This is a genomic window from Streptococcus mitis, from assembly GCF_002096815.1.
Taxonomy (GTDB): domain Bacteria; phylum Bacillota; class Bacilli; order Lactobacillales; family Streptococcaceae; genus Streptococcus; species Streptococcus mitis_AD.
Genome location: NZ_NCVJ01000019.1, coordinates 152,568 through 174,349 on the forward strand (window position 1 = coordinate 152,568; position 21,782 = coordinate 174,349).

The window sequence follows — 21,782 nt, forward strand, 5'->3', positions numbered from 1 at the left end:
TGAATCTATTCTATAGTTCGACAATCTTACCTGTTTCAAAGTAAACAACCCATTCACAGATATTTTTGGCATAGTCTCCAATACGTTCCAAGAAGGCAATCACTTGGAAATAATCACGACCTGTAACAATGGCATCAGGATTTTTCTTGATCTCTTCTGTAGCCAAGTCACGAATGCTATCAAAGTAATGGTTGATCTTTTCATCCATGGCTGCTACTTCATAGGCCTGGTCTACTGAACCATTGAGATAGAGTTCAAGGGCTGCTTCGACGAAGTTCTTGACATCGCGACCCATTCTCTTGATTTCTTCTTCAACAGCTGGGATGCGTTGCTCCCCCTTCATACGAATTGCCGCCTTGGCAATGGAAACGGCATGGTCACCCATACGTTCCAAGTCAGATACAGCCTTCAAGACTGTCAAAACAGTACGCAAATCTTGAGAAACTGGTTGTTGAAGGGCAATCATTTCAAATGATTTCTTCTCCAATTTCACTTCGTATTCGTTTACTTCTGCATCGTCTTCGATGACTTCTTTGGCCAAATCACGGTCGTGCGTAACAAAGGCACGTACCGTACGATTGATTTGGGATAGCACTTCTTGTCCCATTGCATAGAACTGGTTGTGCAATTTCTCCAAATCTTCTTCAAATTGAGAACGTAACATCATTTATCTCCTTATCCAAATTTTCCTGAAATATAATCTTCTGTTTCCTTGTGTTGTGGGTTGAGGAACATCTTCTTAGTATCGTTAAACTCAATCAAATCTCCATCTAGGAAAAATCCTGTCTTGTCAGAGATACGAGAGGCTTGTTGCATGGAACGCGTAACCAAGAGCATGGTGTATTTATCTTTTAGAGCATACAAGGTTTCCTCAATCTTACCAGCCGAGATAGGGTCCAGAGCTGAAGTCGGTTCATCCAAGAGAATGATTTTAGGACTAGTTGCCAAGACACGGGCAACGCAGACACGTTGCTGTTGTCCGCCTGAAAGCCCGATAGCTGAATCATGCAGGCGATCCTTGACCTCATCCCAGATAGAAGCTCGTTGCAAGGCTTTTTCAACCGCCTCATCTAGAACCTGCTTGTCCTTCACTCCATTGATACGAAGCCCGTAAACAACATTTTCGTAGATAGACATAGGGAAGGGGTTTGGTTGTTGGAAAACCATACCGATTTCCTTCCGCAATTCAACTGTATCTGTACGCGGGCTGTAAATGTTGTGGCCGTTATAAACCACTGAACCAGTTGTGGTTACCTCTGGATTAAGATCCCCCATGCGGTTGATAGCCTTTAGGAGGGTTGATTTCCCTGATCCAGATGGACCGATCAAGGCTGTAATTTCCTTGGGTTGGAAAGATAGGGAAACACTATTCAAGGCCTTTTTTTGATTGTAGTAAACGGACAGGTCTGACACCTGTAAAATCGCTTCTGTCATACTGTTTCCTTTCTATCCAAAGTGTCCTGTTACGTAGTCATTGGTTGACTGTAGTTTGGCATTTTGGAAAATATTAGAGGTCTTATCGTACTCGATCAAGTCACCCAAGTAGAAAAATCCTGTGTAGTCACTAGCACGCGCAGCCTGCTGCATACTGTGGGTCACGATGATGATGGTAAAGTCCTTCTTCAATTCCAACATGGTTTCTTCCAGCTGGGCTGTCGCAATCGGATCCAAGGCTGATGCCGGTTCATCCATCAAAAGGATATCTGGTTTAACAGAGATAGCACGAGCGATACAGAGACGTTGCTGCTGACCACCTGATAGTGTCAAGGCCGACTTGTGCAAATCGTCCTTGACCTGGTCCCAAAGGGCAGCCTGACGGAGAGAGGTTTCCACAATTTCATCCAAGACTTGCTTGTCCTTAACTCCTGCACGTTCATGGGCAAAAGTGATGTTACGGTAGATAGACTTGGCAAAGGGATTTGGTCGTTGGAAGACCATTCCAATATGCTTACGCATCTCATAAACATTGATTTCTGGGCGGTTGACATCAATCCCTTGATAGAGAATTTGACCTGTTACCTTAGCAATATCAATGGTATCATTCATACGATTGAGACTGCGGAGGTAGGTTGATTTTCCTGAACCAGAAGGGCCAATTAAGGCCGTAATTTTATTTTTTTCAAATTGCATATCGATGCCCTTGATGGATTCATTTTTACCGTAGTAAACATGTAAATCCTTAGTAGAGAGGGCCACTTTCTCTTCAGGAAAGGTGATGATATGCTTTTCATCCCAATTATATTTTGACATGGCTTCTCCTTTAGGCAGCGGTTAATTTCTTATGTAGGTAGCTTCCGAGTTTGCGGGCTCCAAAGTTAAAAATGAGGATAAAGATGAGGAGGACGGCCGCAGAACCTGCTGATACGATAGTTCCATCAGGAATAGTACCTTCACTATTGACTTTCCAGATATGGACAGCCAAGGTTTCTGCTTGACGGAAGATAGAGATTGGGCTAGTTACACTGAGAATATTCCAGTTAGACCAGTCAAGGGCTGGAGCGGATTGTCCTGCTGTATAGATAAGAGCCGCAGCCTCACCAAAGATACGACCAGAAGCTAAGACGACCCCAGTCACAATACCTGGAAGAGCTTCTGGAATGACCACATGGACAACTGTCTCCCAACGAGAAATCCCAAGGGCCAGACCAGCCTCACGTTGCGTATGGTGAACGTGTTTCAAGCTGTCTTCAACATTACGAGTCATCTGAGGTAAGTTAAAGACTGTCAAGGCCAAGGCACCTGAAATGATTGAAAATCCATACTCAAACTGAACTACAAAGATCAAGTAACCAAAGAGACCTACAACCACAGATGGGAGTGAAGACAAGATTTCAATACAGGTTCTGACAAAATTGGTCACAGGACCTTTTTTAGCATATTCAGCTAGGAAAATCCCAGCTCCCATAGACAAGGGCACAGAAATCATCAAGGTAATAACCAGAAGGAAGAAGGAATTATAGAGCTGAATTCCAATCCCTCCGCCTGCTTGGTAAGAAGATGATTTGCCAGTCAAGAAAGACCAAGAGATGTGGGGCAAACCACGAACCAAGATATAAAGAATCAAGGATGCCAAGATGGCAACAATAATTCCTGCAATCGAGTAGAGGACAGCTGTTGCAATTTTATCTAATTTCTTAGCGTGCATAGTTTTTCTTTCCTCTTTCTTTCGTAATCAATTTAATCACACTGTTGAAGGCCAAACTCATCAAGAGCAAGACTAAGGCCAGTGACCAGAGTACGTTATTGTCAACGGTTCCCATAACAGTATTTCCGATACCCATAGTCAAAACAGAAGTCAAGGTCGCAGCAGGTGTTGTCAATGAAGTTGGGACAACGGCTGAGTTTCCGACCACCATCTGAATAGCCAAGGCCTCACCAAAGGCACGCGCCATCCCAAAGACCACTGCTGTGAAAATCCCTGAACGCGCCGCTTTCAAGGTCACGCGCCAGATGGTTTGCCAACGAGTGGCTCCCATAGCCAAACTAGCTTCGCGGTAGTGACGAGGCACCGCACGCAAACTATCGGTTGTCATAAAGGTTACCGTCGGTAAAATCATAACAAAGAGAACGAAAATCCCTGACAAAATCCCAAAACCAGTTCCACCAAAAACACTGCGGACAAAGGGAACTACGACCTGCAAACCGATAAATCCATACACAACTGAAGGAATTCCGACAAGCAATTCAATAGCTGGTTGCAAGATTCTAGCACCTTTTGGTGAAACCTCGGTCATAAAGACTGCCGCACCGATGGCAAAAGGAGTTGCGATAAGAGCTGATAGGATTGTGACAATGAAGGAACCCAAAATCATGGGAAGGGCACCAAATTGTTTACCTGAAGGATTCCAAGTTTGTCCAAATAGGAAATCAAAGATATTAACCCCATTGACAAAGAAGGTCGACAAACCTTTTTGGGCTACGAAAATCAAAATCATAGCCACAATGATAACAATCAAAGACAGACAGGCAAAGGTCAAGCCTTTTCCTAATTTCTCTAGACGAGAGTTCTTTGAGGGAGAAAGTAATTTTTTAGCTAATTCTTCTTGATTCATTAGTGACTCCCTTCTAGTGCTGTCACCGTTCCTACAGCATCTTTTTCAACCTTCATTTCCTTGACAGAAATATAGCCCATCCCCTTAACGATTCCACTTTGCGCTTCATCAGAGAGGACAAAGTTTAGGAATTCTGCCACCAATTCATTTGGTTGGCCTAGGGTGTACATGTGTTCATAAGACCACAAAGGCCAGTTATTGCTTGTAACATTTTCTGCAATCGGCTCATAGCCGTTCAACTTCATGCGTTTCACCGAGTCATCCACATAGGCAAAGGCTAGGTAAGAAATGGCTCCTGGTGTCTGGGAAACAATGTTTTTGACCATCCCATTTGAATCCTGTTCTTGACTCTGCACGGCAGATTGACCATCCATGATAACACTATCAAAGGTTGCACGCGAACCAGAACTTGCCGCGCGGTTGATAATGGAAATGGCTAGGTCTTTCCCACCGACTTCTTTCCAGTTGGTCACTTGACCTGTTAAGATGCTACGGAGTTGTTCAGTTGTCAGATTTTCAACATCAACTTCCTTGTTCACAATAACTGCCAAGCCCGCTACAGCAACCTTATGGTCCACTAGAGCGGATGCGTTGATACCGTCTTTTTCCTCGGCAAATACGTCTGAATTTCCTACATCAACAGCTCCAGACTGAACCTGAGACAAACCTGTACCAGATCCTCCACCTTGGACGTTGACTGTTTTTCCAACGTGCATAGAGCCAAATTCATCTGCTGCTGCTTCGACCAAGGGCTGAAGAGCCGTTGAGCCAACAGCTGTCATGGATTCTCCACGATCAATCCAGCTAGCACATCCCGCCAAAGAACCTGCCAGCAAAAGAGCTGCAAGGGATAAAGCGAGTTTTTTCCTTTTTTTCACTGTTTTTCTCCTTGAAAATAATGGTGAATGCTGTGAATTTTTTCAACTATTTATTTATGTTTTTCTTTTTTAAAATTAGGAGCCAACTGAAGTTCTTTGCTTGGTTTTACTAGAAATTTGCTCAGTTATCTTCTCCACCAATTTTGACTTAAAATGAAAGACAATTTGAAAAAAATCCATACTTCCACTATAACATAGACAAGCTACTTTGACTAGCATTTTCACTTGAATCTGAGGCCTTTTGGAAAATAATTTTTCAAAACATTTCCAGTCACCTTTGCAAAGCCCAACCCATTGCCTTGAACCAAAACCTGATACCAACCATTTGGCAGACTTTCTGCCAGCTGAACGGTTTCTCCAGCCACATACTTTACAAACTCTTCTTGATTAATTTCAACTGACTGCTTGACCTGACTCGGTTTCAAGGCTAGACCAAGAGCGAAACTGGGTTCAAAGCGTTTCTTCTTAAAGGTCCCTAGATGCAGGCCATTCCGAGCAATCTTGAGTTTCCCTAAATCTGGCAAAAGTTCTGGCAGGAGATAGAGTTGGTCACCAAAAGTCTGCAAGATTCCCCTTAGATTGATTTTCAGGTGTTTTTGGGCAAATTCCTGCCACAAAGTAACTTGTTCTCGGCTAAGATTGCTCTTACTTGCCTTAAATTTAGTAGCTGGATTGTCACCCCTAAATTGTAAATGGGCTACAAATTGCCCCTCTCCCTTAAAATGATGAGGATACATCCGAGCCGTTTCTGGCAGGCCAATACCAGCTACCATTCCATTGATATGCTCTACTGGTAACAAGTCAAAATCATACTCATCCAACAACCAATTAACAATCTCTTCGTTTTCCTCGGGGGCCCAGGTACAGGTTGAATAAACCAAGCGACCACCTTCAGCTAACATGGTCACCGCATCCTCTAGAATTTCTCTTTGCAAGCTAGCACATTGACTTGGATAATCTAAGCTCCAATAGTCCATAGCATCTGGTTGCTTACGGAACATCCCTTCACCAGAACAAGGGGCATCTAGGACAATGAGGTCAAAATAGCCCTTAAAAACTTTGGCCAGGCGGTCAGCAGATTCATTGGTCACCACGACATTTGTCGCTCCAAAGCGCTCCATGTTTTCTACTAAAATCTTAGCCCGTTTGCTTGAAATTTCATTGGAAACAAGGAGACCCTCCCCTGCTAGATAGGCTGCCAGCTGAGTTGATTTGCCACCCGGTGCAGCAGCCAAATCCAAGACTTTCATACCAGAACTGGGCTGGGCTACCTGAGCAACCATCTGGGCAGCAGGTTCTTGCGAATAAACCAAACCAGTAGCATGCTCAGGTGATTTCCCTGAAACCTTCCCATAATGTCCCCAAGGAGTTTGAGGAATGGCGTCAGAAAAAGAAACTGGCGCTTCTTTTAAAGGATTGACCCGAAAAGCCGAAACCGCTTCCTCCTCAAAAGAGGCAAGAAAATCTCTTGCCTCATCTCCTAGTATCTCTTCATATTTTTCAACAAATCCTTCTGGAAATTGCATTTAAGTTCTTTTCCTTTCGTAAATATAGGACTGAATTTCCTCCAGCATCTCAAGAGGCACCATCATGACTGGCTGTCTGGTTTGAAAATCAAGAGCTTCACCAGAAAGAGTCACAACCCGATAGCCCAGACTTTCCCCTAAAATACTAGCTGCAGCATAATCCCATGGTTGGAGATAAGTGACATAGGTCAACAAACGCCCTGACAAAATCTTGGCAAAACTAATGGCCGCACTCCCATAGACACGTACACCAAGGACCGCTCGTCCCAAATCAGCCAAGCCCCATTCATTGGTTTCCAACATACCACTATTCCCTGCAATGAGAAAATCTCCAAGTGGTTTTGCTTGAAAGGGAGCTAGGGGCTGATCGTTTCGACAAACCGGAAACTTACCACCACCGTGATAACAATCCCCTTTGATCACATCATAAATGAGACCAAACTGACCTTGACCATTTTCAAAATAAGCCATCATGACAGCAAAATCTTCCTGCTGGGCTACAAAATTATTGGTCCCATCAATCGGATCAATGACCCAAACCTTGCCCTCTTGAACTGAAGCTCGCAAACAGCCCTCTTCAGCACAAATCTTATCCTCAGGATAACGAGACAAAATCTCACTAACCAAGAATTCCTGAACTTCCTTGTCCAGTCTGGTTACCAAATCTGTTGGAGAGGACTTGGTCTCAACACGCAAGTCTTCCTGCATATGGTCAAGGATGTACTGACCCGCCTTCTTGACAAGCTCTTTGGCAAATTCAAATTTACTTTCCAAGAGAAATCTTTCCTTCCCCTTTTTCCTTAGCCGCCTGAACTGCTCGGTAAAGCGAATAGCCACTCACTGTTTCAAATTCTCGTCCCAAACGTTTCTCTTCGCTCTTGCTTGGCACAACCGCCTTGAATCCCTTATAGGAGTCCAGTAACTTTTTGGCCTCTACCTTGCCTTCATAGGCAGCTTCAACATCATTAAAAAAAGAAAGCACTGAAGCAAGTTCTTCAGTGCTCCACGACAAATCTAGTGGGTAACTATACTGTTTGTTCATTAACTAATACCAGCTCTCATTCTTGCTTCTTTTAGTTCTTGCTTACGGTAACTACGAGGGAGAAAAGCACGAATCTCATCTTCATTAAAACCGATCTGCATACGTTTGGCATCGATAATAATTGGACGACGCAAAAGACTTGGATACTGCTCAATCAAATGAAGCAATTCTGATACCGAAATACTTTCTACATCAATATCTAATTTTTGAAAAATTTTTGAACGAGTTGAAATGATGTCATCAGTACCATTTTCGGTCAAGGAAAGGATGTGTTGCAATTCTTTTCTTGTTAAAGGACTGGTCATAATATTGTGTTCCTCAAAGGGAACCTTATGTTTTTCTAACCAGGCCTTTGCCTTACGACATGAAGTACAGCTCGGTGATAGAAATAGTGTAATCATGCTTTTCTCTTCTTATCTATACTTTGCTACTTCTATTATACAAAAAAATAAAGCGCTTGACTAGAGATTTTTAGAAAAAAAGCCTATTTTTTCAAGAAAAATAGACTGTTTGCGAACGATTAACTCTTTTTAGATTTGATTAATTCATTCTTGACAATAGTTTCGAATCACATACCTAATTGATTTATGCAAAATAAGAATATCTTTCGTTTCACTTCCTACGGCTTTTCAGGTATAGAAAACCAAAGAAGCTTTCATAGAGGGCAAAAAAGAGGAGGAAGGCATGAAGGAAGAAAGTCTCTGGTAAAATCAGAATCACTGGATCCTTGGCTGGATCAAAAAGCCAAGTATCATCTCCCACAAAGAGAATTTGATGGAAAAGGGTAAAGAATTGGTCAAAACCAATCAACACTCCTCCAAGGCCAATCAGCAAAGGCAAAACCACTAGAGTCAGAAGCCCTTTACTAAATAGAGATAAAAAGCCCTTTTTCACAATCCTATTGACAAAGACGTAAAAACTTGGCAGTGTCACTAAAGCTACTAGCTGAACCAGGTGAAAGAGGTTCTTGACCACTGCAAAATGGTGTAGCCCAGCAGCTGACGAACGAAAATCTGGCATCTCTAGGACCTGACTAAATGGATTGGTCAGATAATTCATCAAGATATGAAAGTTGTACTGAATGGTTTCTGGTTTTAAATAGACCCGATCCGTTAAACTTAACCACTGAATTTCCAGCGGATAAAAAATCCAAGCCAGATAGATAGTCAGAAGGATTGAGAGGGAGAGAAGAAAGAGCATAGAGCTCCAAAAGGTCAGTTTAGTTTTCATCAAAATCCCACTCCGCAAGGCTAGAAACCACATGAGTCGGTGCGATTGGTAGGTCTGCCACTTCTTCTGCCTTGGTAAAACCTGTTGTCACCAAGAGCGTTGGAATGCCGTTGTCAATCCCAGCCCGAATATCTGTCAGATAGTTGTCCCCAACCATAATCAACTCTTCACGTTCCAAGCCTAAGTGCTCAACCGCCTTGTCCATAATGATAGCATTTGGTTTCCCGATATAAACAGGCTTCACTCGTGTTGCCACTTCAAGAAGGGTAATCAGTGAACCAGCACCAGGCAAAAGACCGCGCTCTGTCGGGATGTTGAGGTCAGGATTGGTTCCGATAAAGTGGGCACCTTTTTGAATAGCTAGAGTTGCTATGGCAAATTTTTCATAGTCAACTTGCCAGTCCAGGCCTACTACCACATAGGCAGGATTATCCTTGTCTTCCACATAACCAGCCGCCTTGATGGCTTCCTTAAGCCCTGCTTCTCCGATGACATAGACGGTCTTTTCAAGCCCCAAGTCGTTCATATAGTCGATAGTCGCCAAAGTCGCTGTGTAGACAGTCGATAGGGGCGTATCGATATTAAAATTCTGAGCCAACATCTCCTGAACACTCTCTGGAGTGCGGGTTGTATTGTTAGTCACAAAGAGATAGGGGATGTCTCGCTTTTGCAATTCGTGGACAAAAGCCTCTCCTGCTGGAATTCGATCTTTCCCCTTATAAATGGTTCCGTCTAAATCAATTAAATAGCCTTTATACTTCATATTTTTCTCTAATCCTTCTTCATTTCTTGCCAAGTGATGATAGCTTGGGCATTGGTAGCCCCGTCGCTTGTAATCTCATGCTTGCTTTCCAGTCCAGTCCGTTCAACAGCCGATGTAATCACCCCACCTGGTCTAACTTCCTTGACATACTTGAGGTTGATTTTCTTGGGAATATATTGGGTCAAAAAATCCGCTCCCATAACCTCAAAAATCCAGTCCAGATACTTACTGTTATTAACATGACCATTCATATCCAAGTCGTAAAAACGAACATGGTAATCCTTGCTGAATGGTTCTTCCAAAGACTCATACTTTGGCCCACGGATAAGCTTTTTATCAAAATCAGACTGATACGGAGCCACAATCTCAGGTTCGACAGCATGGACTTTTCGACTGTCGCGGTCCATGAGAACAAAGGTCGCCATCATGTGGATGAGTTCCTGACCTGCTTCATCATAAATGTTAAAGCGACGGTAGCAAAAGAGCCGATTGTAGCTCAAAGCTTCCGTTTCGATGGTAATTTCTTCCGCAAAACGAGGCAAACGAACCACCTCAATATCATATTCTGTGATAATCCAGACCAGATTATGCTCTTCTAAAATGGCCTTATCACTAACTCCCAGTTCAATCGACTGCATCCCTGAAACTTGCAGGGACAGCAAAATCACATCTGGAAGTTTGATATGACCGTTCATATCAGCCATATCAAAAGGAATCTTCATTTTCATTTGATAAGTTAAGCCCATAATCCTACTCCAAAATAAATCGTTCTGCTACAGTGTCTCCCAAAAAGAGACCTCTCTTTGTCATGCGCACGCGGTCACCCTCAATCTGCATGAGACCTTGTTGAACCAAGTCTCTGACAATTTCGCCATAAAGTCCCTCAAACGGCCGACCAAATTTCTCCTCAAATCGTGTCATAGAAACACCTGATTTCTTGCGGAGACCTAGGAACATTTCTTCTTCCATTTGCTCCTTTTGACTCAGGTGTTCTTCTGTGATACGTGCATTGCCTTCCTCAACCGCAGTGAGATAATGACGAATCGGACCATGATTTTTATAGCGTACTCCATTTACATAACCAGACGCCCCAGCACCGATGCCATAGTACTCAGCATTATCCCAGTACATGAGATTGTGCCGACTTTCAAAACCAGGCTTGGAGAAATTGGAAATCTCATAATGCTCAAAACCAGATTTCTCCAGCTCCGCGATGATGTACTCAAACATCTCAGCCTCCAATTCCTCCTTAGGTAGAGGCAATTTTCCTCGTCGCATACGGTTCATAAAGACCGTATGATTTTCTAAAATCAAACTATACAAACTCATATGAGGAATATCCAGCCCAATAGCCTTAGCCACATTGTCCTTGACCTGCTCCATAGTCTGACCAGGCAGCGCATAAATCAAATCGATAGAGATATTATCAAAACCAGCCAGTTTCAGGCGGTCGATATTTTCATAAATATCCTTCTCCAAATGACTGCGCCCAATCTTTTTCAGCATCTTGTCATCAAAGGTCTGCACACCTAGTGAAACACGATTGACAGCCGAGTTCTTCAAAACCGCAATCTTATCCGCATCCAAGTCGCCGGGATTGGCTTCAATGGTCAACTCTTCCAAGGCAGACAAGTCCAAGTTTTTAGTCAAGCCATTCAATAACACCTCTAGTTGCGAAGCTGATAGAGCTGTCGGTGTTCCACCACCAATATAGAGGGTTCTTAACTTTTGAATATCATAAGATTGAAACTCTTCTAACAGATGTTCCAAATAACTATCTACCGGCTGATTCTTGATAAAAACTTTTGAAAAGTCACAATAATAACAAATCTGGGTACAAAACGGGATGTGCACATAGGCTGACGTTGGTTTTTTCTGCATAGTAATTATTATACCACAAAGACAGGCTACGAGAAAAAAATCACCATCCCCAGACATATAGTCCGTCCAGAGATGGTGATGGTTTATTCTTCTGTTATATCAATAACAATCTCTTCTGATTCATCAAGAGTTTCGGCTTTTTCTTGCCATTGCTCCTTGAGATTATTGAATCGATCTTTTGATGCTTCTGTCGCTTGACGAGCACATGATTTAGCTTGAGCAAGGACACTGTCAACAGTGATTTCACCTGACTCAACCTGTTCTTTGGTTTTAAGAACAAAATCTGTGGCCTGATCTTTGACTTCTGTCAGTTTTTCACAGACCTGCTCCTTGGCATACTCAGGATCTTCTCTCAAATCATCTAGAAAATCTTGAGCCTGACTGCAAACTTGTTTACCCTTGTCACTTGTTAAAAACAAGGCAAGAGCTGCACCTGAAACGGTTCCTAAAAGGATTGAGGATAGTTTACCCATAAGAATTCTCCTTTTTTATTTTTTGAAAAATTTACTTGCGACACGTAGAGCTGACAAACTTGCACCAGTCTTGAGTGTTTTTGAACCAGCTGATGAAGCTTTCTTGCTCAAGACACGCGCATGATCATTGAGGTCTGAAACAGATAGAGATAAATCTGCAACGGCACTAAAGAGTGGATCAATCGTTGCCACCTTGACATTGATATCATCTGCCAAGACATTGACCTTAGACAGCAATTCATTGGTCTGATGCAAGGTCACATCCACATCTGAAGTTAAGGTTTTAATCGTCTTCTCTGTTTCATCGATAACACGTCCAAGCTTTTGTACAGTAATGATTAGATACACTAAAAATACAATCAAAGCAAGGGCTACAAGAATATATGCAACTTCTAACATTTAATTTTCCTCCTCTGAAATATAGTAAGGGGCCTTCTTTCGATTTTGATATAGAATGATAAAAATACCCAGTCCGATAAGGACAACTGATAGCCATTGAGATACTCGAAGTCCAAAAAACATGAGACTATCTGTCCGCATACCTTCGATGACCATACGACCGAAACCATACCAAATCAAGTAGAAAGCAGTGATATGACCTCGTCTGAGACTCTTCCATTTTCGTCTGAATATCAGAATCAAGGCAAATCCAAGTAGATTCCATAGAGACTCATAAAGGAAGGTCGGCTGACGGTAGCTCCCCTCAATATACATCTGGTCACGTATAAAGCCAGGTAGATAATTCAGACTATCCACTGCAGCACCGTAAGCTTCTTGGTTAAAGAAATTGCCCCAGCGACCCAAACTTTGGGCAATCATGACGCTAGGCGCCGCAATATCTAGGAAATCCCAAGTATTGATGAGTTTACGATCAGCAAAGATATAGAGTACAATAGCCCCAGTTATCAAACCACCGTAAAAAGCCAAACCACCATTCCAAATGGCAAAAATTTCTCCTAAGTTCTGACTATAGTAATCAAAACGGAAAATAACATAGTAGAGACGAGCTCCTAAAATAGCCAGAGGAAAGGCTACTAAGATAAAATCTAAAATATCGTCTGGTATGATCTTCTTTCTAGGCGCTTCTTTCATGGTCAAATAAACCGCCAAAATCAAGCCTGTCACAATACACAAGGCATACCAACGAATGGCTAGAGGGCCTAGATGAATAGCAATTGGATCAAGCATGAGGCACCTCCTCATTTTGAGCAATAAGATTGGTCAAACGTTCTTCGAACAAACGCGTCGCATCAAAGCCCATTTCCTTGGCACGATAATTCATGGCAGCAGCCTCAATCACGACAGAGATATTCCGACCTGTTTTAACTGGAATACGGATACGAGGAATGCCTACGCCAGAAATTTCTATTTCTTCAGCATTGTTTCCAAGACGATCAAAAGTCTTATGCGTATCGTAATTTTCCAAGTAAACAGCCAGCTGGACTTGTGAAGAATCCTTGACCGCACTCGCACCGTAGAGGCTCATAACATCGATAATCCCAACCCCACGAATTTCAATCAAGTGTTTCAAGATTTCAGCTGGTTCACCCCAAAGAGTAATCTCATCCTTGGCAAAGATATCGACACGGTCATCTGCTACCAAGCGGTGACCACGTTTGACAAGCTCTAAACCTGTTTCACTCTTACCGATACCGCTATCTCCCTGAATCAAGACACCCATCCCATAGATATCCATCAAGACACCGTGTACACTGGTCCGTTCTGCCAAACGAGAATCCAGATAACTAGATAACTCTCCAGACAAACGACTAGTAGCTGTACGACTAGTTAAGATGGCAATCTTACATTCTCTGGCTGCCTTTAACATTTCCTCTGGAACCACCAAACCACGAGCAACAATAACCGCAGGTGTCTCAGGTAGAAACATTTTTTTCAAGACTTGGTAACGGTTGTGAGAAGACATGCTGACCAGATAGGACCACTCCTTCATTCCCAAGAGCTGGATTCGCTCTGGCGTGTAGTAGTCAAAATAACCCGTCATTTCAAGACCAGGTCGCGTAATGTCCGCGGTATTAATTTCCTTTTCAAGTAATTCTGGTTCGCCATAGACAATGTCTAGTCTAAGCTTTTCAATCACTTCTTTTACTAAAACCGACATCATTTCCTCCTTCAAATGAGTTCTTCTCTCTATTATATCAAATTGTAGGAGGATATTTCAGATTTTTGCAGGTTTTGAAGTATTTATTTATACTCAATGAAAATCAAAGAGCAAACTAGGAAACTAGTCGCAGGTTGCTCAAAACACCGTTTTGAGGTTGTAGATAAGACTGACGAAGTCAGTCACATATATAATCCAAGGCGACGTTGACGTGGTTTGAATTTGATTTTCGAAGAGTATTAAAAGAAAAAGGACTAGATTTCTCCAGCCTTTCATTTCTAATTAGAATTTTTTACGTTTACGAGCTGCTTCTGATTTACGTTTACGTTTTACAGAAGGTTTTTCATAGAATTCACGTTTGCGTGTTTCTTGAAGAGTACCAGCTTTAGTAACCGCACGTTTGAAACGACGAAGTGCGTCGTCAAGAGATTCATTCTTACGTACTACTGTTTTAGACATTTTTTTCACTCCCTTCAAGTTCAAGATCTATTCTATTTTACACGTAAAAGTAATAATTGTCAAGAAAAAATGCGGTTTAATTTTGATTTTTTCTGCCGTTTATACAGGTCTTGGAAGCATTAAATAGAAAAACTGAAGGTGGTCGCTTTTTTATTTCTCAAGTAAGCTGAGCGCTTCAGCATCTGCGATGATGGTCACATCAGGGTGATTTTGCAGGCTACTTGCTGGTAGATTCTCAGTCACTGGGCCAGACACTGTTCCGGCAATGGCTTCTGCTTTTGATTCACCGTAAGCAAAAAGAATAATAGACTTAGCATCCAAGATGTTTTTAATCCCCATTGAAATAGCTTGGGTTGGGACGTCTTCAATCTTGTCAAAGAAGCGCGCATTGGCTTCGATAGTCGACTTGTCAAGTTCTACTAGATGCGTTTGACTGTCAAATGGAGTACCAGGCTCATTAAATCCGATATGTCCATTGCGACCGATTCCCAAGATTTGGAGGTCAACTGGATGGTCAGCCAAAATTTGGTTGTAGCGTTCAACTTCTGTCTCAGCATTGTCCTTAATCCCACGAGGCAAGAAACTTTCTTTAAATGGTTTTTGGTTAAACAAGTTTTCTTGCATAAAATAACGGTAAGACTGTGGGTTGTCACCATCAAGGCCTACATACTCATCAAGGTTGACACTGGTTAGATTTGAAAAATCAAGGTCACTTTCAACAATTTCCTTGTAAAATTCAAGTGGGCTACTTCCTGTCGCAAGTCCTAGTGTTTGAGCTCCATTGGCCAATTTTTCCTTCAAAATCTCAAAAGCAACTTTTCCACCTTCGATTTGGTTTTCAACTTTAATAACTTTCATCTTTTTATCCTCCGTTTCAATCTATATTTATTATATGGTATAGACCAATTTTTGTCAAGTGAAAACGATTTAATTTTCAAAAAAAGAGCGTCCAAACTTGAAACATGTTATAATGGATAAGATTAGAACTTAGAAAGAATGAACAAATATATGAATACAGCTGATTTTGATTTCTACTTACCCGAGGAATTGATTGCTCAAACGCCCCTTGAAAAACGAGATGCCTCTAAACTCCTCATTGTCAACCGTGAGACGGGAGAAATGCAGGATAAACACTTCCACTCCATTATTGATATGCTGGAACCTGGTGATGCCCTCGTTATGAACGACACCCGCGTTCTCCCTGCCCGCCTCTATGGTCAAAAGGAAGAAACAGGAGGCCATGTGGAACTGCTCCTGCTCAAAAATACTGCTGGAGATGAGTGGGAGGTTCTGGCTAAACCTGCCAAACGCCTCAAGGTTGGCACTCGTGTTAGCTTTGGTGATGGTCGCCTCAGCGCTGTCGTTACGGAAGAATTGACTCACGGGGGCCGCATTGTCCGCTTTGAATACCAAGGAATTTTCCTAGAAGTCTTAGAAAGTCTGGGTGAAATGCCGCTACCGCCTTATATCCATGAAAAACTGGATGACCGTGAACGCTATCAAACGGTCTACGCTAAAGAAAGTGGCTCTGCTGCAGCACCAACTGCTGGACTACACTTCACTAAAGAACTGCTAGCAGAAATCCAAGCTAAGGGTGTTCATCTAGTCTATCTGACTCTTCATGTCGGGCTTGGAACCTTTAGACCTGTTTCAGTTGATAATCTGGACGAACATGAAATGCACTCAGAATTCTACCAACTTTCTGAGGAAGCTGCTGCCACCCTTCGCTCTGTTAAGGAAAATGGTGGTCGTGTCATCGCTGTCGGAACCACTTCTATCCGCACCTTGGAGACCATTGGTTCCAAGTTTGATGGGCAAATCCAAGCAGATTCTGGCTGGACCAATATCTTTATTAAACCTGGATATGAGTGGAAGGTCGTGGATGCCTTCTCAACCAACTTCCACCTGCCAAAATCAACTCTGGTCATGTTGGTTTCCGCCTTTGCAGGCCGTGAATTAGTCTTAGATGCCTACCACCATGCCATTCAAGAACACTATCGTTTCTTTAGTTTTGGCGATGCCATGTTTATCTATTAATTTTCACAATCAAAAAAGCGCATATTATCAAGGTTTTATAAAGCCTGATAATATGCGTTTTGTTATGGATAAAAAATTGAGTTAATTTATTCTAAAGCTCGGATCTTTCAAACTCTGGACACTGGCATTGATCACCGCTCCGACAATTAAAATCTTAGCGATGAGAATAAACCAGAACATCATGACCACCACGACGACGGAACTGAAAAAACGCACGTCCACTAGGTGATTGACATAATTGTTAATATAGACTGAAAAGATATTGAGCAGTAAGGCCAGAGTCAACAAGACAAAGGCACTTCCTGGCAATACATGTCGAATTCGTCGCACCTTAACATTTGGCAGGAAATAATAAAGCATGACCAAGATTGCAAAAATCAAGGCATAGACCAAAGGGCCTGTTAGGTCTTGCAGATAAGCAAAGAGAGGACTATCCGATTGCCAGTAGCTTTTGATAAGGTTGAGGAGCATGCGACCAAAGACACTCAGAAAGAGAGCTAAAGCAAAGAGAATCTGCAGACCAAAACTGACAAACAAACTCATGAGCTGATGAGAAATCATTCCACGATTTTTAGCTACTCCGTAAGCTTTATTAAAGGCTTTCTGCAAGAAGTTCATGGATTTTGAAAAGGTCCAGAGGGCTGACAAAACCGCAAAACTCAACAAACCCGTTGAAGGTTGGGTCAGCACCTCTGTAATAATCTTTGCGACCACATCATAAACCGTATCTGGCAAGAATTCACTGACAACCTTTAAAAAATTAGAAACTGGAATCTGAAAATAGGGGAGGATATTGACCACCACCAAAAGCAGGGGGAAAATCGAAATCAACCAATAGTAGGCCACTGCGACGCTGGTCAACTCACTATCTGATGCTTGATAATAATGCAAAAAAGCTTTTACTAAAGGCTTGTCTGTCAGCTCTTTCCACCACTTCTTCATGTCACACTCCTTCACTTGCAATCTTGATTAATTTCTTCTTACCAATTCCATCATATCATAAGGCAGAGTATTGGCAGCTTCCTTCAGAGAATAGTTCTCTAAGTTATTCACATTTTGTCGTAATTTCTTGGCATACTTGGCCGTAATCAATCGTTTTTCTTCATATTCGAAAATCAACTTGCGCTCCAGATAATAGCCTCTCAGCATTTCATCGATATTGTTGGGTTTGACACGGTTGATAACCCGTTCGACAAAAGCACCACTGGTGATAATAGCTGTTTCTCGGAGACGAGAATCCTGCATGAAGCTGATCAAAGAACTCTTATAAACCCCTTTTAGGTTCTCCAAACTTTCGATAATCATCTCTGTATTTTCTAGATAGAGCTCTGCAATTTGGTCATAGTCAAGGGCTCTGAGTTTCTGTGATTCTTCATTTTTCCAACTGCGAAAGGTCTTGCCAAAGGTAAATACTTCGTGAAGGAGAAAACGTAAAATCCGCAAGGAAACAAGGAAATAATAGGTCAACCGTGAAGCAAATTTGCGATTAATACCTTGTTCCATGTTTTTCAAATAACGTTGGTAGACCCGATAAGCACGCTCACTCATCTTGCCTTCTTCATAAGCCTGTTCCAATCCATCACTTTCAATACTGAGGATAAGAAGTTTCAAGGCCTCCCAGTCTTCTTGAGCCCCCTTATTTTCCTGACTCAGGATGAGATTTTCAATACGTCCATGATAATTGTCAATGGCTGCATAGAGAGGGAGCTTATTCCTGGTATCTTCCAACTCTTTCTCCAACTCTAGCGTCACTTCATTCAAAATAGCGATATGCATGAGATAGTCCTTGCTTTCTTCCTGTTCATCAGAAAGATGAGGCAAGACCAAGAGACCTGTTAAAAAGCTGACAAGCGTCACACCTGCGACAAGGAAAAGCAAGAGAGGATACTCCTGCTCTAAATTACTTGGTATCAGAAGAATCGTAGCAATCGACACCGTTCCCTTAACACCTGAGAAGGTCAAGAGAAGCATGTCCTTCATATACTTATTTAGCTTTTTCTTGAGACGTCTAGTCCTATAGGTATAATAACCATAAATCATGACAAAACGAATAGCAAAGAGGACAAAGGTAAGGGCTATAAGAGATACCAATAAAAGTAAGGGATTATAGATCGGATTAGTCAAGATAGGCTCTGCTATCATTTCCAACTCCATTCCCAAAATCACAAAGACAGAACCGTTGAGCATAAAGGTTACTGTATGCCAGACTGTCTCGGTCACCGTATCCACTTGGGCTTCGAGAAGCGTGATTTTCTTAAAGCGACTTGCCTTTAAAATCCCCGCAACTACAACGGCAATAATCCCAGAAACGTGTACTTCTTCTGCTAGAAAGAAGGTCACTAGAGGCAAACTCAATTCCAGAAGGAGCTCACTAGCTATATCCGTTGCGCGCACACTTAACAAAAAAGTATGGAGGAAACGATTGGTCATGGCTGTTAAAAAGCCAATCAGAAAACCACCTAGAATTGAAAAGATGAGCGAGCTACCCGCTTGCCCAAGTGAAAAGGTTCCTGTTGTCCAAGCGGCCAAGGCAACCTGAAAGGCCACCAAGCCAGAAGCATCATTCAAGAGTCCTTCACCTTTGAGAATATTGGACACGCGCTTAGGAAAGCTAAAGCGCTCCGAAAGAGAGGCAAAGGCCACCAAGTCCGTAGGGCCAAGGGCTGCCCCAACAGCCAAGCAAGCTGCCAAGGGAAGGCTGAGCCAAAGAAGATGAGCCAAGCCACCCAAACTCAGGGTCGAGATGAAAATCACTGGAAATATGAGATAGACAATGATTCGCCAGTGTTTTAAAATAGCCGTAATATCTGCTTCTTCGGACTCTCGGAAAAGCAAGGGCCCGATAACCAGAGCCAAAAACAACTCCGTATTGAGATGAAAGTCAGTATTTGGTAAAAAGAGACCAATCACAATTCCCAAAAGAATTTGAACCAATGGAAGCGGCAAAAAGGGCAGGAGCTTATTGGTTGTACTTGAAACAATCAAGACCAGTAAAAATAGGATGAGGTAAATCAGTAATTCCACGCAATTCCTCCTTAGTCTTTTTTACAACAGGATTCAAATATCTCCTTCTGCTCTTTGATTTTTTGATCAACCTTGGAACAGTCCTTGTGCTCAATTTTTCTCTGACACCGTTCCATTTCAAGAGCAACTAATTTTTTCTTGATTTTAAGCATTTTTTTGCTCATATGCGCTTGGTCTAGCACGCCCACTGCTCGTTCGTGGTGGGTGGACTCGACAAATTTCTGGCGCATGGCATCCAGCTTTTCACGTAGGTATTGTTTATCCATGTCTATATCTCTCTAATTTTTCAATCATAACTAAAAATGGTGGGTTGTTGACTTGGTTTAAAGTTCGGTAAATGGCAGCTGTGTACTCTTGTTGGTTCAGCTGACTAACAAAATCCAAGACAGCATCTCGCTCAATATCTCCTCCCTCATGACCATAGTAGATCATAATGGCAATCCGTCCACCTTTGACAAGCAAGTGACATAACTTTTCTAAGGCTTCAATAGTTGTTTGAGGTTGGGTAATAACGGACTTATCAGCCGACGGCAGATAGCCCAGATTAAAAATTCCTGCCTTAGCCTCTGTCACAAACTGGTCCAGTGTCTCGTGACCTTGCAAGATTAACTGGGCATTTGTCATTCCAGCCTGGTCCAAACGCTCTTGGGTCTTTTCCAAGGCTTGATTCTGAATATCAAAGGCATAGACTTTCTTGGCTAGCTTGGCTAAAAAAAGCGTATCGTGGCCATTTCCCATAGTCGCATCCACTACGATATCGTCCTGAGTTACAACCTCAGCCAAAAAATCATGTGCCATTTCAAGTGGTCTTTTCATTATTAAACTCCTGTTTTACAGCCTTACATCCTTGCACACTTCCACGACGTCGCATCTCTGTTTCAATAGCATTTAGCACTTCCCATTTATTGAGGCTCCACATAGGACCAATCAGCATATCCCTAGGTGCATCTCCTGTGATTCGATGGATGACGATATGCTTGGGAATGATTTCCAGTTGGTCACAGATGACCTTAACATATTCGTCCTGGCTCATCAACTGCAAGCGTCCTTCATGATAATCTCTTTGCATACGAGTATTTGTCATAAGATGGAGCAAATGCAGTTTAATCCCTTGAATATCGTTATCCGTGACACAGCGACGGACATTTTCAATCATCATCTCATGGGTTTCACCAGGCAAGCCATTAATAAGATGGGAAACAATCTCAATCTTGGGATACTTTCTCAAACGCTTGACCGTTTCCACGTACAACTCATAGGAATGAGCACGGTTAATCAGATCAGAGGTTGCTTCATAAGTGGTCTGCAAGCCCAATTCAACCGTCACATGCATGCGTTCCGACAACTCAGCCAAATATTCGATGGTTTCGTCTGGTAAACAGTCTGGGCGCGTTCCAATATTGATTCCTACTACACCTGGCTCATTGATAGCTTGCTCATAGCGCTCTCGGATGACTTCCACCTTTTCATGGGTGTTGGTAAAATTTTGAAAATAAACCAGATACTTCTGAACATCTGGCCACTTACGATGCATAAAGTCAATTTCCTTATAAAATTGCTCACGGATAGGCGCATCTGGTGCTACGATAGCATCTCCAGAACCTGAAACCGTACAAAAAGTACAGCCTCCATGAGCCACAGTCCCATCACGATTGGGACAGTCAAACCCCGCATCAATAGGGACTTTAAAGGTCTTTTCTCCAAATAGTTTTCGATAATAATCATTCAAAGTATTATAAGATTTCATAACTTTCATTATAACAAAAAACATCTACAATCTCAAAAGCCTGACTTTCCTATAAATTCCTCTGTTTCTCGTTTCCATTAGCGATTTTTTATGATACAATATGGATATGATTTTAATGAAATTAGCATCTATTTTATTATTGATACTGACCTTAGTAGTCTGCATTATCATAACCAAACTTTTTAGATTAAAAAAACTAGGACGAAACTTTGCGGATTTGGCTTTTCCAGTCTTGGTATTTGAATATTACCTTATTACAGCTAAAACCTTTACCCATAATTTCCTCCCTAGACTGGGCCTAGCCCTCTCACTCCTAGCCATTATTCTCGTTTTTTTCTTCCTTCTGAAAAAACGCAGTTTTTACTATCCTAAATTCATCAAATTTTTCTGGCGTGCAGGATTTTTAGTAACCCTTGTCATGTATATCGAGATGATTGTTGAATTGTTCTTAATGAAATAATCGAATCCCTAAACATTTTCTAGGGATTTTTGCTTTCTCTCCGAAACGAGACAGAAAGGATCATTATACGATTTTACACAAAGAAAATCCC

27 protein-coding genes are annotated in these 21,782 nt (G+C 42.1%); 2 read left to right on the forward strand and 25 right to left on the reverse strand.

Features of this window, described 5'->3' with window-relative positions; all coding sequences use genetic code 11:
* Positions 1–10: 10 nt before the first annotated feature.
* The 20 genes from phoU to B7696_RS04920 form a co-directional block, all read right to left on the reverse strand.
* Positions 11–664, reverse strand: coding sequence for a phosphate signaling complex protein PhoU (phoU, locus tag B7696_RS04825; RefSeq protein ID WP_000946458.1), 654 nt, complete (start codon positions 662–664; stop codon positions 11–13).
* Positions 665–675: 11 nt separating this feature from the next.
* Positions 676–1,434: a phosphate ABC transporter ATP-binding protein PstB gene (gene pstB / locus B7696_RS04830; RefSeq protein ID WP_000133483.1), complete on the reverse strand. Its 759-nt coding sequence runs from the start codon at positions 1,432–1,434 to the stop codon at positions 676–678.
* Positions 1,435–1,446: 12 nt separating this feature from the next.
* Positions 1,447–2,250: a phosphate ABC transporter ATP-binding protein PstB gene (pstB, locus tag B7696_RS04835; protein ID WP_000049848.1), complete on the reverse strand. Its 804-nt coding sequence runs from the start codon at positions 2,248–2,250 to the stop codon at positions 1,447–1,449.
* Between the two features lie 10 nt (positions 2,251–2,260).
* Positions 2,261–3,145, reverse strand: coding sequence for a phosphate ABC transporter permease PstA (gene pstA / locus B7696_RS04840; protein WP_070478401.1), 885 nt, complete (start codon positions 3,143–3,145; stop codon positions 2,261–2,263).
* Positions 3,135–4,052 (reverse strand): phosphate ABC transporter permease subunit PstC, encoded by a 918-nt coding sequence (gene pstC / locus B7696_RS04845; protein ID WP_001070903.1) that lies wholly within the window; start codon positions 4,050–4,052, stop codon positions 3,135–3,137. Before pstC ends, pstA begins: the two co-directional genes overlap by 11 nt.
* Positions 4,052–4,930 carry a phosphate ABC transporter substrate-binding protein PstS family protein gene (locus B7696_RS04850; RefSeq protein ID WP_084862462.1) on the reverse strand — a complete coding sequence of 293 codons (879 nt, stop codon included), beginning with the start codon at positions 4,928–4,930 and terminating at the stop codon, positions 4,052–4,054. The genes pstC and B7696_RS04850 overlap by 1 nt, the downstream gene beginning before the upstream one ends.
* A gap of 221 nt (positions 4,931–5,151) precedes the next feature.
* Complete coding sequence (locus tag B7696_RS04855) at positions 5,152–6,456, reverse strand: RsmF rRNA methyltransferase first C-terminal domain-containing protein (protein ID WP_084862464.1); 1,305 nt, start codon at positions 6,454–6,456, stop codon at positions 5,152–5,154.
* On the reverse strand, positions 6,457–7,230 hold the full coding sequence (locus B7696_RS04860; RefSeq protein WP_084862465.1) for an inositol monophosphatase family protein: 774 nt from the start codon (positions 7,228–7,230) through the stop codon (positions 6,457–6,459).
* Entirely contained in the window at positions 7,220–7,498 is a 279-nt protein-coding gene (locus B7696_RS04865) for a UPF0223 family protein (RefSeq protein WP_001041974.1), read from the reverse strand. The genes B7696_RS04860 and B7696_RS04865 overlap by 11 nt, the downstream gene beginning before the upstream one ends.
* Positions 7,498–7,899, reverse strand: coding sequence for a Spx/MgsR family RNA polymerase-binding regulatory protein (locus B7696_RS04870; protein WP_000631254.1), 402 nt, complete (start codon positions 7,897–7,899; stop codon positions 7,498–7,500). Before B7696_RS04870 ends, B7696_RS04865 begins: the two co-directional genes overlap by 1 nt.
* Positions 7,900–8,110: 211 nt before the next feature.
* On the reverse strand, positions 8,111–8,728 hold the full coding sequence (locus B7696_RS04875) for a TIGR01906 family membrane protein (protein WP_000850641.1): 618 nt from the start codon (positions 8,726–8,728) through the stop codon (positions 8,111–8,113).
* The gene (locus B7696_RS04880; protein ID WP_084862467.1) at positions 8,718–9,491 is read right to left on the reverse strand and encodes a TIGR01457 family HAD-type hydrolase; all 774 of its coding nucleotides are present in this window, start codon (positions 9,489–9,491) and stop codon (positions 8,718–8,720) included. Before B7696_RS04880 ends, B7696_RS04875 begins: the two co-directional genes overlap by 11 nt.
* A gap of 8 nt (positions 9,492–9,499) precedes the next feature.
* Complete coding sequence (locus B7696_RS04885; RefSeq protein WP_084862469.1) at positions 9,500–10,237, reverse strand: acyl-[acyl-carrier-protein] thioesterase; 738 nt, start codon at positions 10,235–10,237, stop codon at positions 9,500–9,502.
* A 4-nt stretch (positions 10,238–10,241) separates the two neighbouring features.
* The gene (gene hemW / locus B7696_RS04890; RefSeq protein ID WP_084862573.1) at positions 10,242–11,372 is read right to left on the reverse strand and encodes a radical SAM family heme chaperone HemW; all 1,131 of its coding nucleotides are present in this window, start codon (positions 11,370–11,372) and stop codon (positions 10,242–10,244) included.
* An 83-nt stretch (positions 11,373–11,455) separates the two neighbouring features.
* Positions 11,456–11,845 carry a YtxH domain-containing protein gene (locus tag B7696_RS04895; protein ID WP_084862471.1) on the reverse strand — a complete coding sequence of 130 codons (390 nt, stop codon included), beginning with the start codon at positions 11,843–11,845 and terminating at the stop codon, positions 11,456–11,458.
* Positions 11,846–11,860: 15 nt separating this feature from the next.
* Positions 11,861–12,244 (reverse strand): DUF948 domain-containing protein, encoded by a 384-nt coding sequence (locus B7696_RS04900; protein WP_084862472.1) that lies wholly within the window; start codon positions 12,242–12,244, stop codon positions 11,861–11,863.
* Positions 12,245–13,033, reverse strand: coding sequence for a prolipoprotein diacylglyceryl transferase (gene lgt, locus B7696_RS04905; RefSeq protein WP_084862474.1), 789 nt, complete (start codon positions 13,031–13,033; stop codon positions 12,245–12,247).
* On the reverse strand, positions 13,026–13,964 hold the full coding sequence (gene hprK / locus B7696_RS04910; protein WP_162927913.1) for an HPr(Ser) kinase/phosphatase: 939 nt from the start codon (positions 13,962–13,964) through the stop codon (positions 13,026–13,028). The genes lgt and hprK overlap by 8 nt, the downstream gene beginning before the upstream one ends.
* Positions 13,965–14,246: 282 nt before the next feature.
* The gene (gene rpsU, locus B7696_RS04915) at positions 14,247–14,423 is read right to left on the reverse strand and encodes a 30S ribosomal protein S21 (RefSeq protein WP_000048054.1); all 177 of its coding nucleotides are present in this window, start codon (positions 14,421–14,423) and stop codon (positions 14,247–14,249) included.
* Positions 14,424–14,573: 150 nt separating this feature from the next.
* The gene (locus B7696_RS04920) at positions 14,574–15,281 is read right to left on the reverse strand and encodes a glucosamine-6-phosphate deaminase (RefSeq protein WP_084862480.1); all 708 of its coding nucleotides are present in this window, start codon (positions 15,279–15,281) and stop codon (positions 14,574–14,576) included.
* 150 nt (positions 15,282–15,431) lie between these two features.
* Between B7696_RS04920 and queA the strand changes: the two genes are divergently transcribed.
* The gene (queA, locus tag B7696_RS04925) at positions 15,432–16,460 is read left to right on the forward strand and encodes a tRNA preQ1(34) S-adenosylmethionine ribosyltransferase-isomerase QueA (RefSeq protein WP_084862482.1); all 1,029 of its coding nucleotides are present in this window, start codon (positions 15,432–15,434) and stop codon (positions 16,458–16,460) included.
* Positions 16,461–16,541: 81 nt separating this feature from the next.
* Here queA and B7696_RS04930 read toward each other — a convergent pair whose 3' ends face one another.
* Genes B7696_RS04930 through mnmL form a run of 5 tightly spaced genes read right to left on the reverse strand, consistent with a single transcriptional unit; the run spans position 16,542 to position 21,240 of the window.
* Entirely contained in the window at positions 16,542–17,402 is an 861-nt protein-coding gene (locus tag B7696_RS04930) for a YihY/virulence factor BrkB family protein (protein WP_084862484.1), read from the reverse strand.
* Positions 17,403–17,429: 27 nt separating this feature from the next.
* A complete protein-coding gene (locus tag B7696_RS04935; protein WP_084862486.1) occupies positions 17,430–19,484 on the reverse strand; it encodes a cation:proton antiporter in 2,055 nt (684 codons plus the stop codon).
* A gap of 11 nt (positions 19,485–19,495) precedes the next feature.
* A complete protein-coding gene (locus tag B7696_RS04940) occupies positions 19,496–19,750 on the reverse strand; it encodes a hypothetical protein (protein ID WP_084862488.1) in 255 nt (84 codons plus the stop codon).
* A complete protein-coding gene (gene mnmM / locus B7696_RS04945; protein WP_084862490.1) occupies positions 19,743–20,300 on the reverse strand; it encodes a tRNA 5-(aminomethyl)-2-thiouridylate-methyltransferase MnmM in 558 nt (185 codons plus the stop codon). The genes B7696_RS04940 and mnmM overlap by 8 nt, the downstream gene beginning before the upstream one ends.
* Complete coding sequence (gene mnmL / locus B7696_RS04950) at positions 20,284–21,240, reverse strand: tRNA modification radical SAM protein MnmL/YtqA (RefSeq protein ID WP_084862575.1); 957 nt, start codon at positions 21,238–21,240, stop codon at positions 20,284–20,286. The genes mnmM and mnmL overlap by 17 nt, the downstream gene beginning before the upstream one ends.
* Before the next feature lie 91 nt (positions 21,241–21,331).
* Between mnmL and B7696_RS04955 the strand changes: the two genes are divergently transcribed.
* Positions 21,332–21,691 (forward strand): DUF3397 family protein, encoded by a 360-nt coding sequence (locus B7696_RS04955; protein ID WP_084862492.1) that lies wholly within the window; start codon positions 21,332–21,334, stop codon positions 21,689–21,691.
* The last annotated feature ends 91 nt before the right edge of the window (positions 21,692–21,782 follow it).

What these genes read in the sequence shown, in the direction of transcription:
- phoU (WP_000946458.1), bottom strand. Translation starts at nt 664, where the DNA reads ATGTTACGTTCTCAATTTGAAGAAGATTTGGAGAAATTGCACAACCAG.
- pstB (WP_000133483.1), bottom strand. Translation starts at nt 1,434, where the DNA reads ATGACAGAAGCGATTTTACAGGTGTCAGACCTGTCCGTTTACTACAAT.
- pstB (WP_000049848.1), bottom strand. Translation starts at nt 2,250, where the DNA reads ATGTCAAAATATAATTGGGATGAAAAGCATATCATCACCTTTCCTGAA.
- pstA (WP_070478401.1), bottom strand. Translation starts at nt 3,145, where the DNA reads ATGCACGCTAAGAAATTAGATAAAATTGCAACAGCTGTCCTCTACTCG.
- pstC (WP_001070903.1), bottom strand. Translation starts at nt 4,052, where the DNA reads ATGAATCAAGAAGAATTAGCTAAAAAATTACTTTCTCCCTCAAAGAAC.
- B7696_RS04855 (WP_084862464.1), bottom strand. Translation starts at nt 6,456, where the DNA reads ATGCAATTTCCAGAAGGATTTGTTGAAAAATATGAAGAGATACTAGGA.
- B7696_RS04865 (WP_001041974.1), bottom strand. Translation starts at nt 7,498, where the DNA reads ATGAACAAACAGTATAGTTACCCACTAGATTTGTCGTGGAGCACTGAA.
- B7696_RS04870 (WP_000631254.1), bottom strand. Translation starts at nt 7,899, where the DNA reads ATGATTACACTATTTCTATCACCGAGCTGTACTTCATGTCGTAAGGCA.
- B7696_RS04875 (WP_000850641.1), bottom strand. Translation starts at nt 8,728, where the DNA reads ATGAAAACTAAACTGACCTTTTGGAGCTCTATGCTCTTTCTTCTCTCC.
- B7696_RS04880 (WP_084862467.1), bottom strand. Translation starts at nt 9,491, where the DNA reads ATGAAGTATAAAGGCTATTTAATTGATTTAGACGGAACCATTTATAAG.
- B7696_RS04885 (WP_084862469.1), bottom strand. Translation starts at nt 10,237, where the DNA reads ATGGGCTTAACTTATCAAATGAAAATGAAGATTCCTTTTGATATGGCT.
- hemW (WP_084862573.1), bottom strand. Translation starts at nt 11,372, where the DNA reads ATGCAGAAAAAACCAACGTCAGCCTATGTGCACATCCCGTTTTGTACC.
- B7696_RS04895 (WP_084862471.1), bottom strand. Translation starts at nt 11,845, where the DNA reads ATGGGTAAACTATCCTCAATCCTTTTAGGAACCGTTTCAGGTGCAGCT.
- B7696_RS04900 (WP_084862472.1), bottom strand. Translation starts at nt 12,244, where the DNA reads ATGTTAGAAGTTGCATATATTCTTGTAGCCCTTGCTTTGATTGTATTT.
- lgt (WP_084862474.1), bottom strand. Translation starts at nt 13,033, where the DNA reads ATGCTTGATCCAATTGCTATTCATCTAGGCCCTCTAGCCATTCGTTGG.
- hprK (WP_162927913.1), bottom strand. Translation starts at nt 13,964, where the DNA reads ATGTCGGTTTTAGTAAAAGAAGTGATTGAAAAGCTTAGACTAGACATT.
- rpsU (WP_000048054.1), bottom strand. Translation starts at nt 14,423, where the DNA reads ATGTCTAAAACAGTAGTACGTAAGAATGAATCTCTTGACGACGCACTT.
- B7696_RS04920 (WP_084862480.1), bottom strand. Translation starts at nt 15,281, where the DNA reads ATGAAAGTTATTAAAGTTGAAAACCAAATCGAAGGTGGAAAAGTTGCT.
- queA (WP_084862482.1), top strand. Translation starts at nt 15,432, where the DNA reads ATGAATACAGCTGATTTTGATTTCTACTTACCCGAGGAATTGATTGCT.
- B7696_RS04930 (WP_084862484.1), bottom strand. Translation starts at nt 17,402, where the DNA reads ATGAAGAAGTGGTGGAAAGAGCTGACAGACAAGCCTTTAGTAAAAGCT.
- B7696_RS04940 (WP_084862488.1), bottom strand. Translation starts at nt 19,750, where the DNA reads ATGGATAAACAATACCTACGTGAAAAGCTGGATGCCATGCGCCAGAAA.
- mnmM (WP_084862490.1), bottom strand. Translation starts at nt 20,300, where the DNA reads ATGAAAAGACCACTTGAAATGGCACATGATTTTTTGGCTGAGGTTGTA.
- mnmL (WP_084862575.1), bottom strand. Translation starts at nt 21,240, where the DNA reads ATGAAAGTTATGAAATCTTATAATACTTTGAATGATTATTATCGAAAA.
- B7696_RS04955 (WP_084862492.1), top strand. Translation starts at nt 21,332, where the DNA reads ATGGATATGATTTTAATGAAATTAGCATCTATTTTATTATTGATACTG.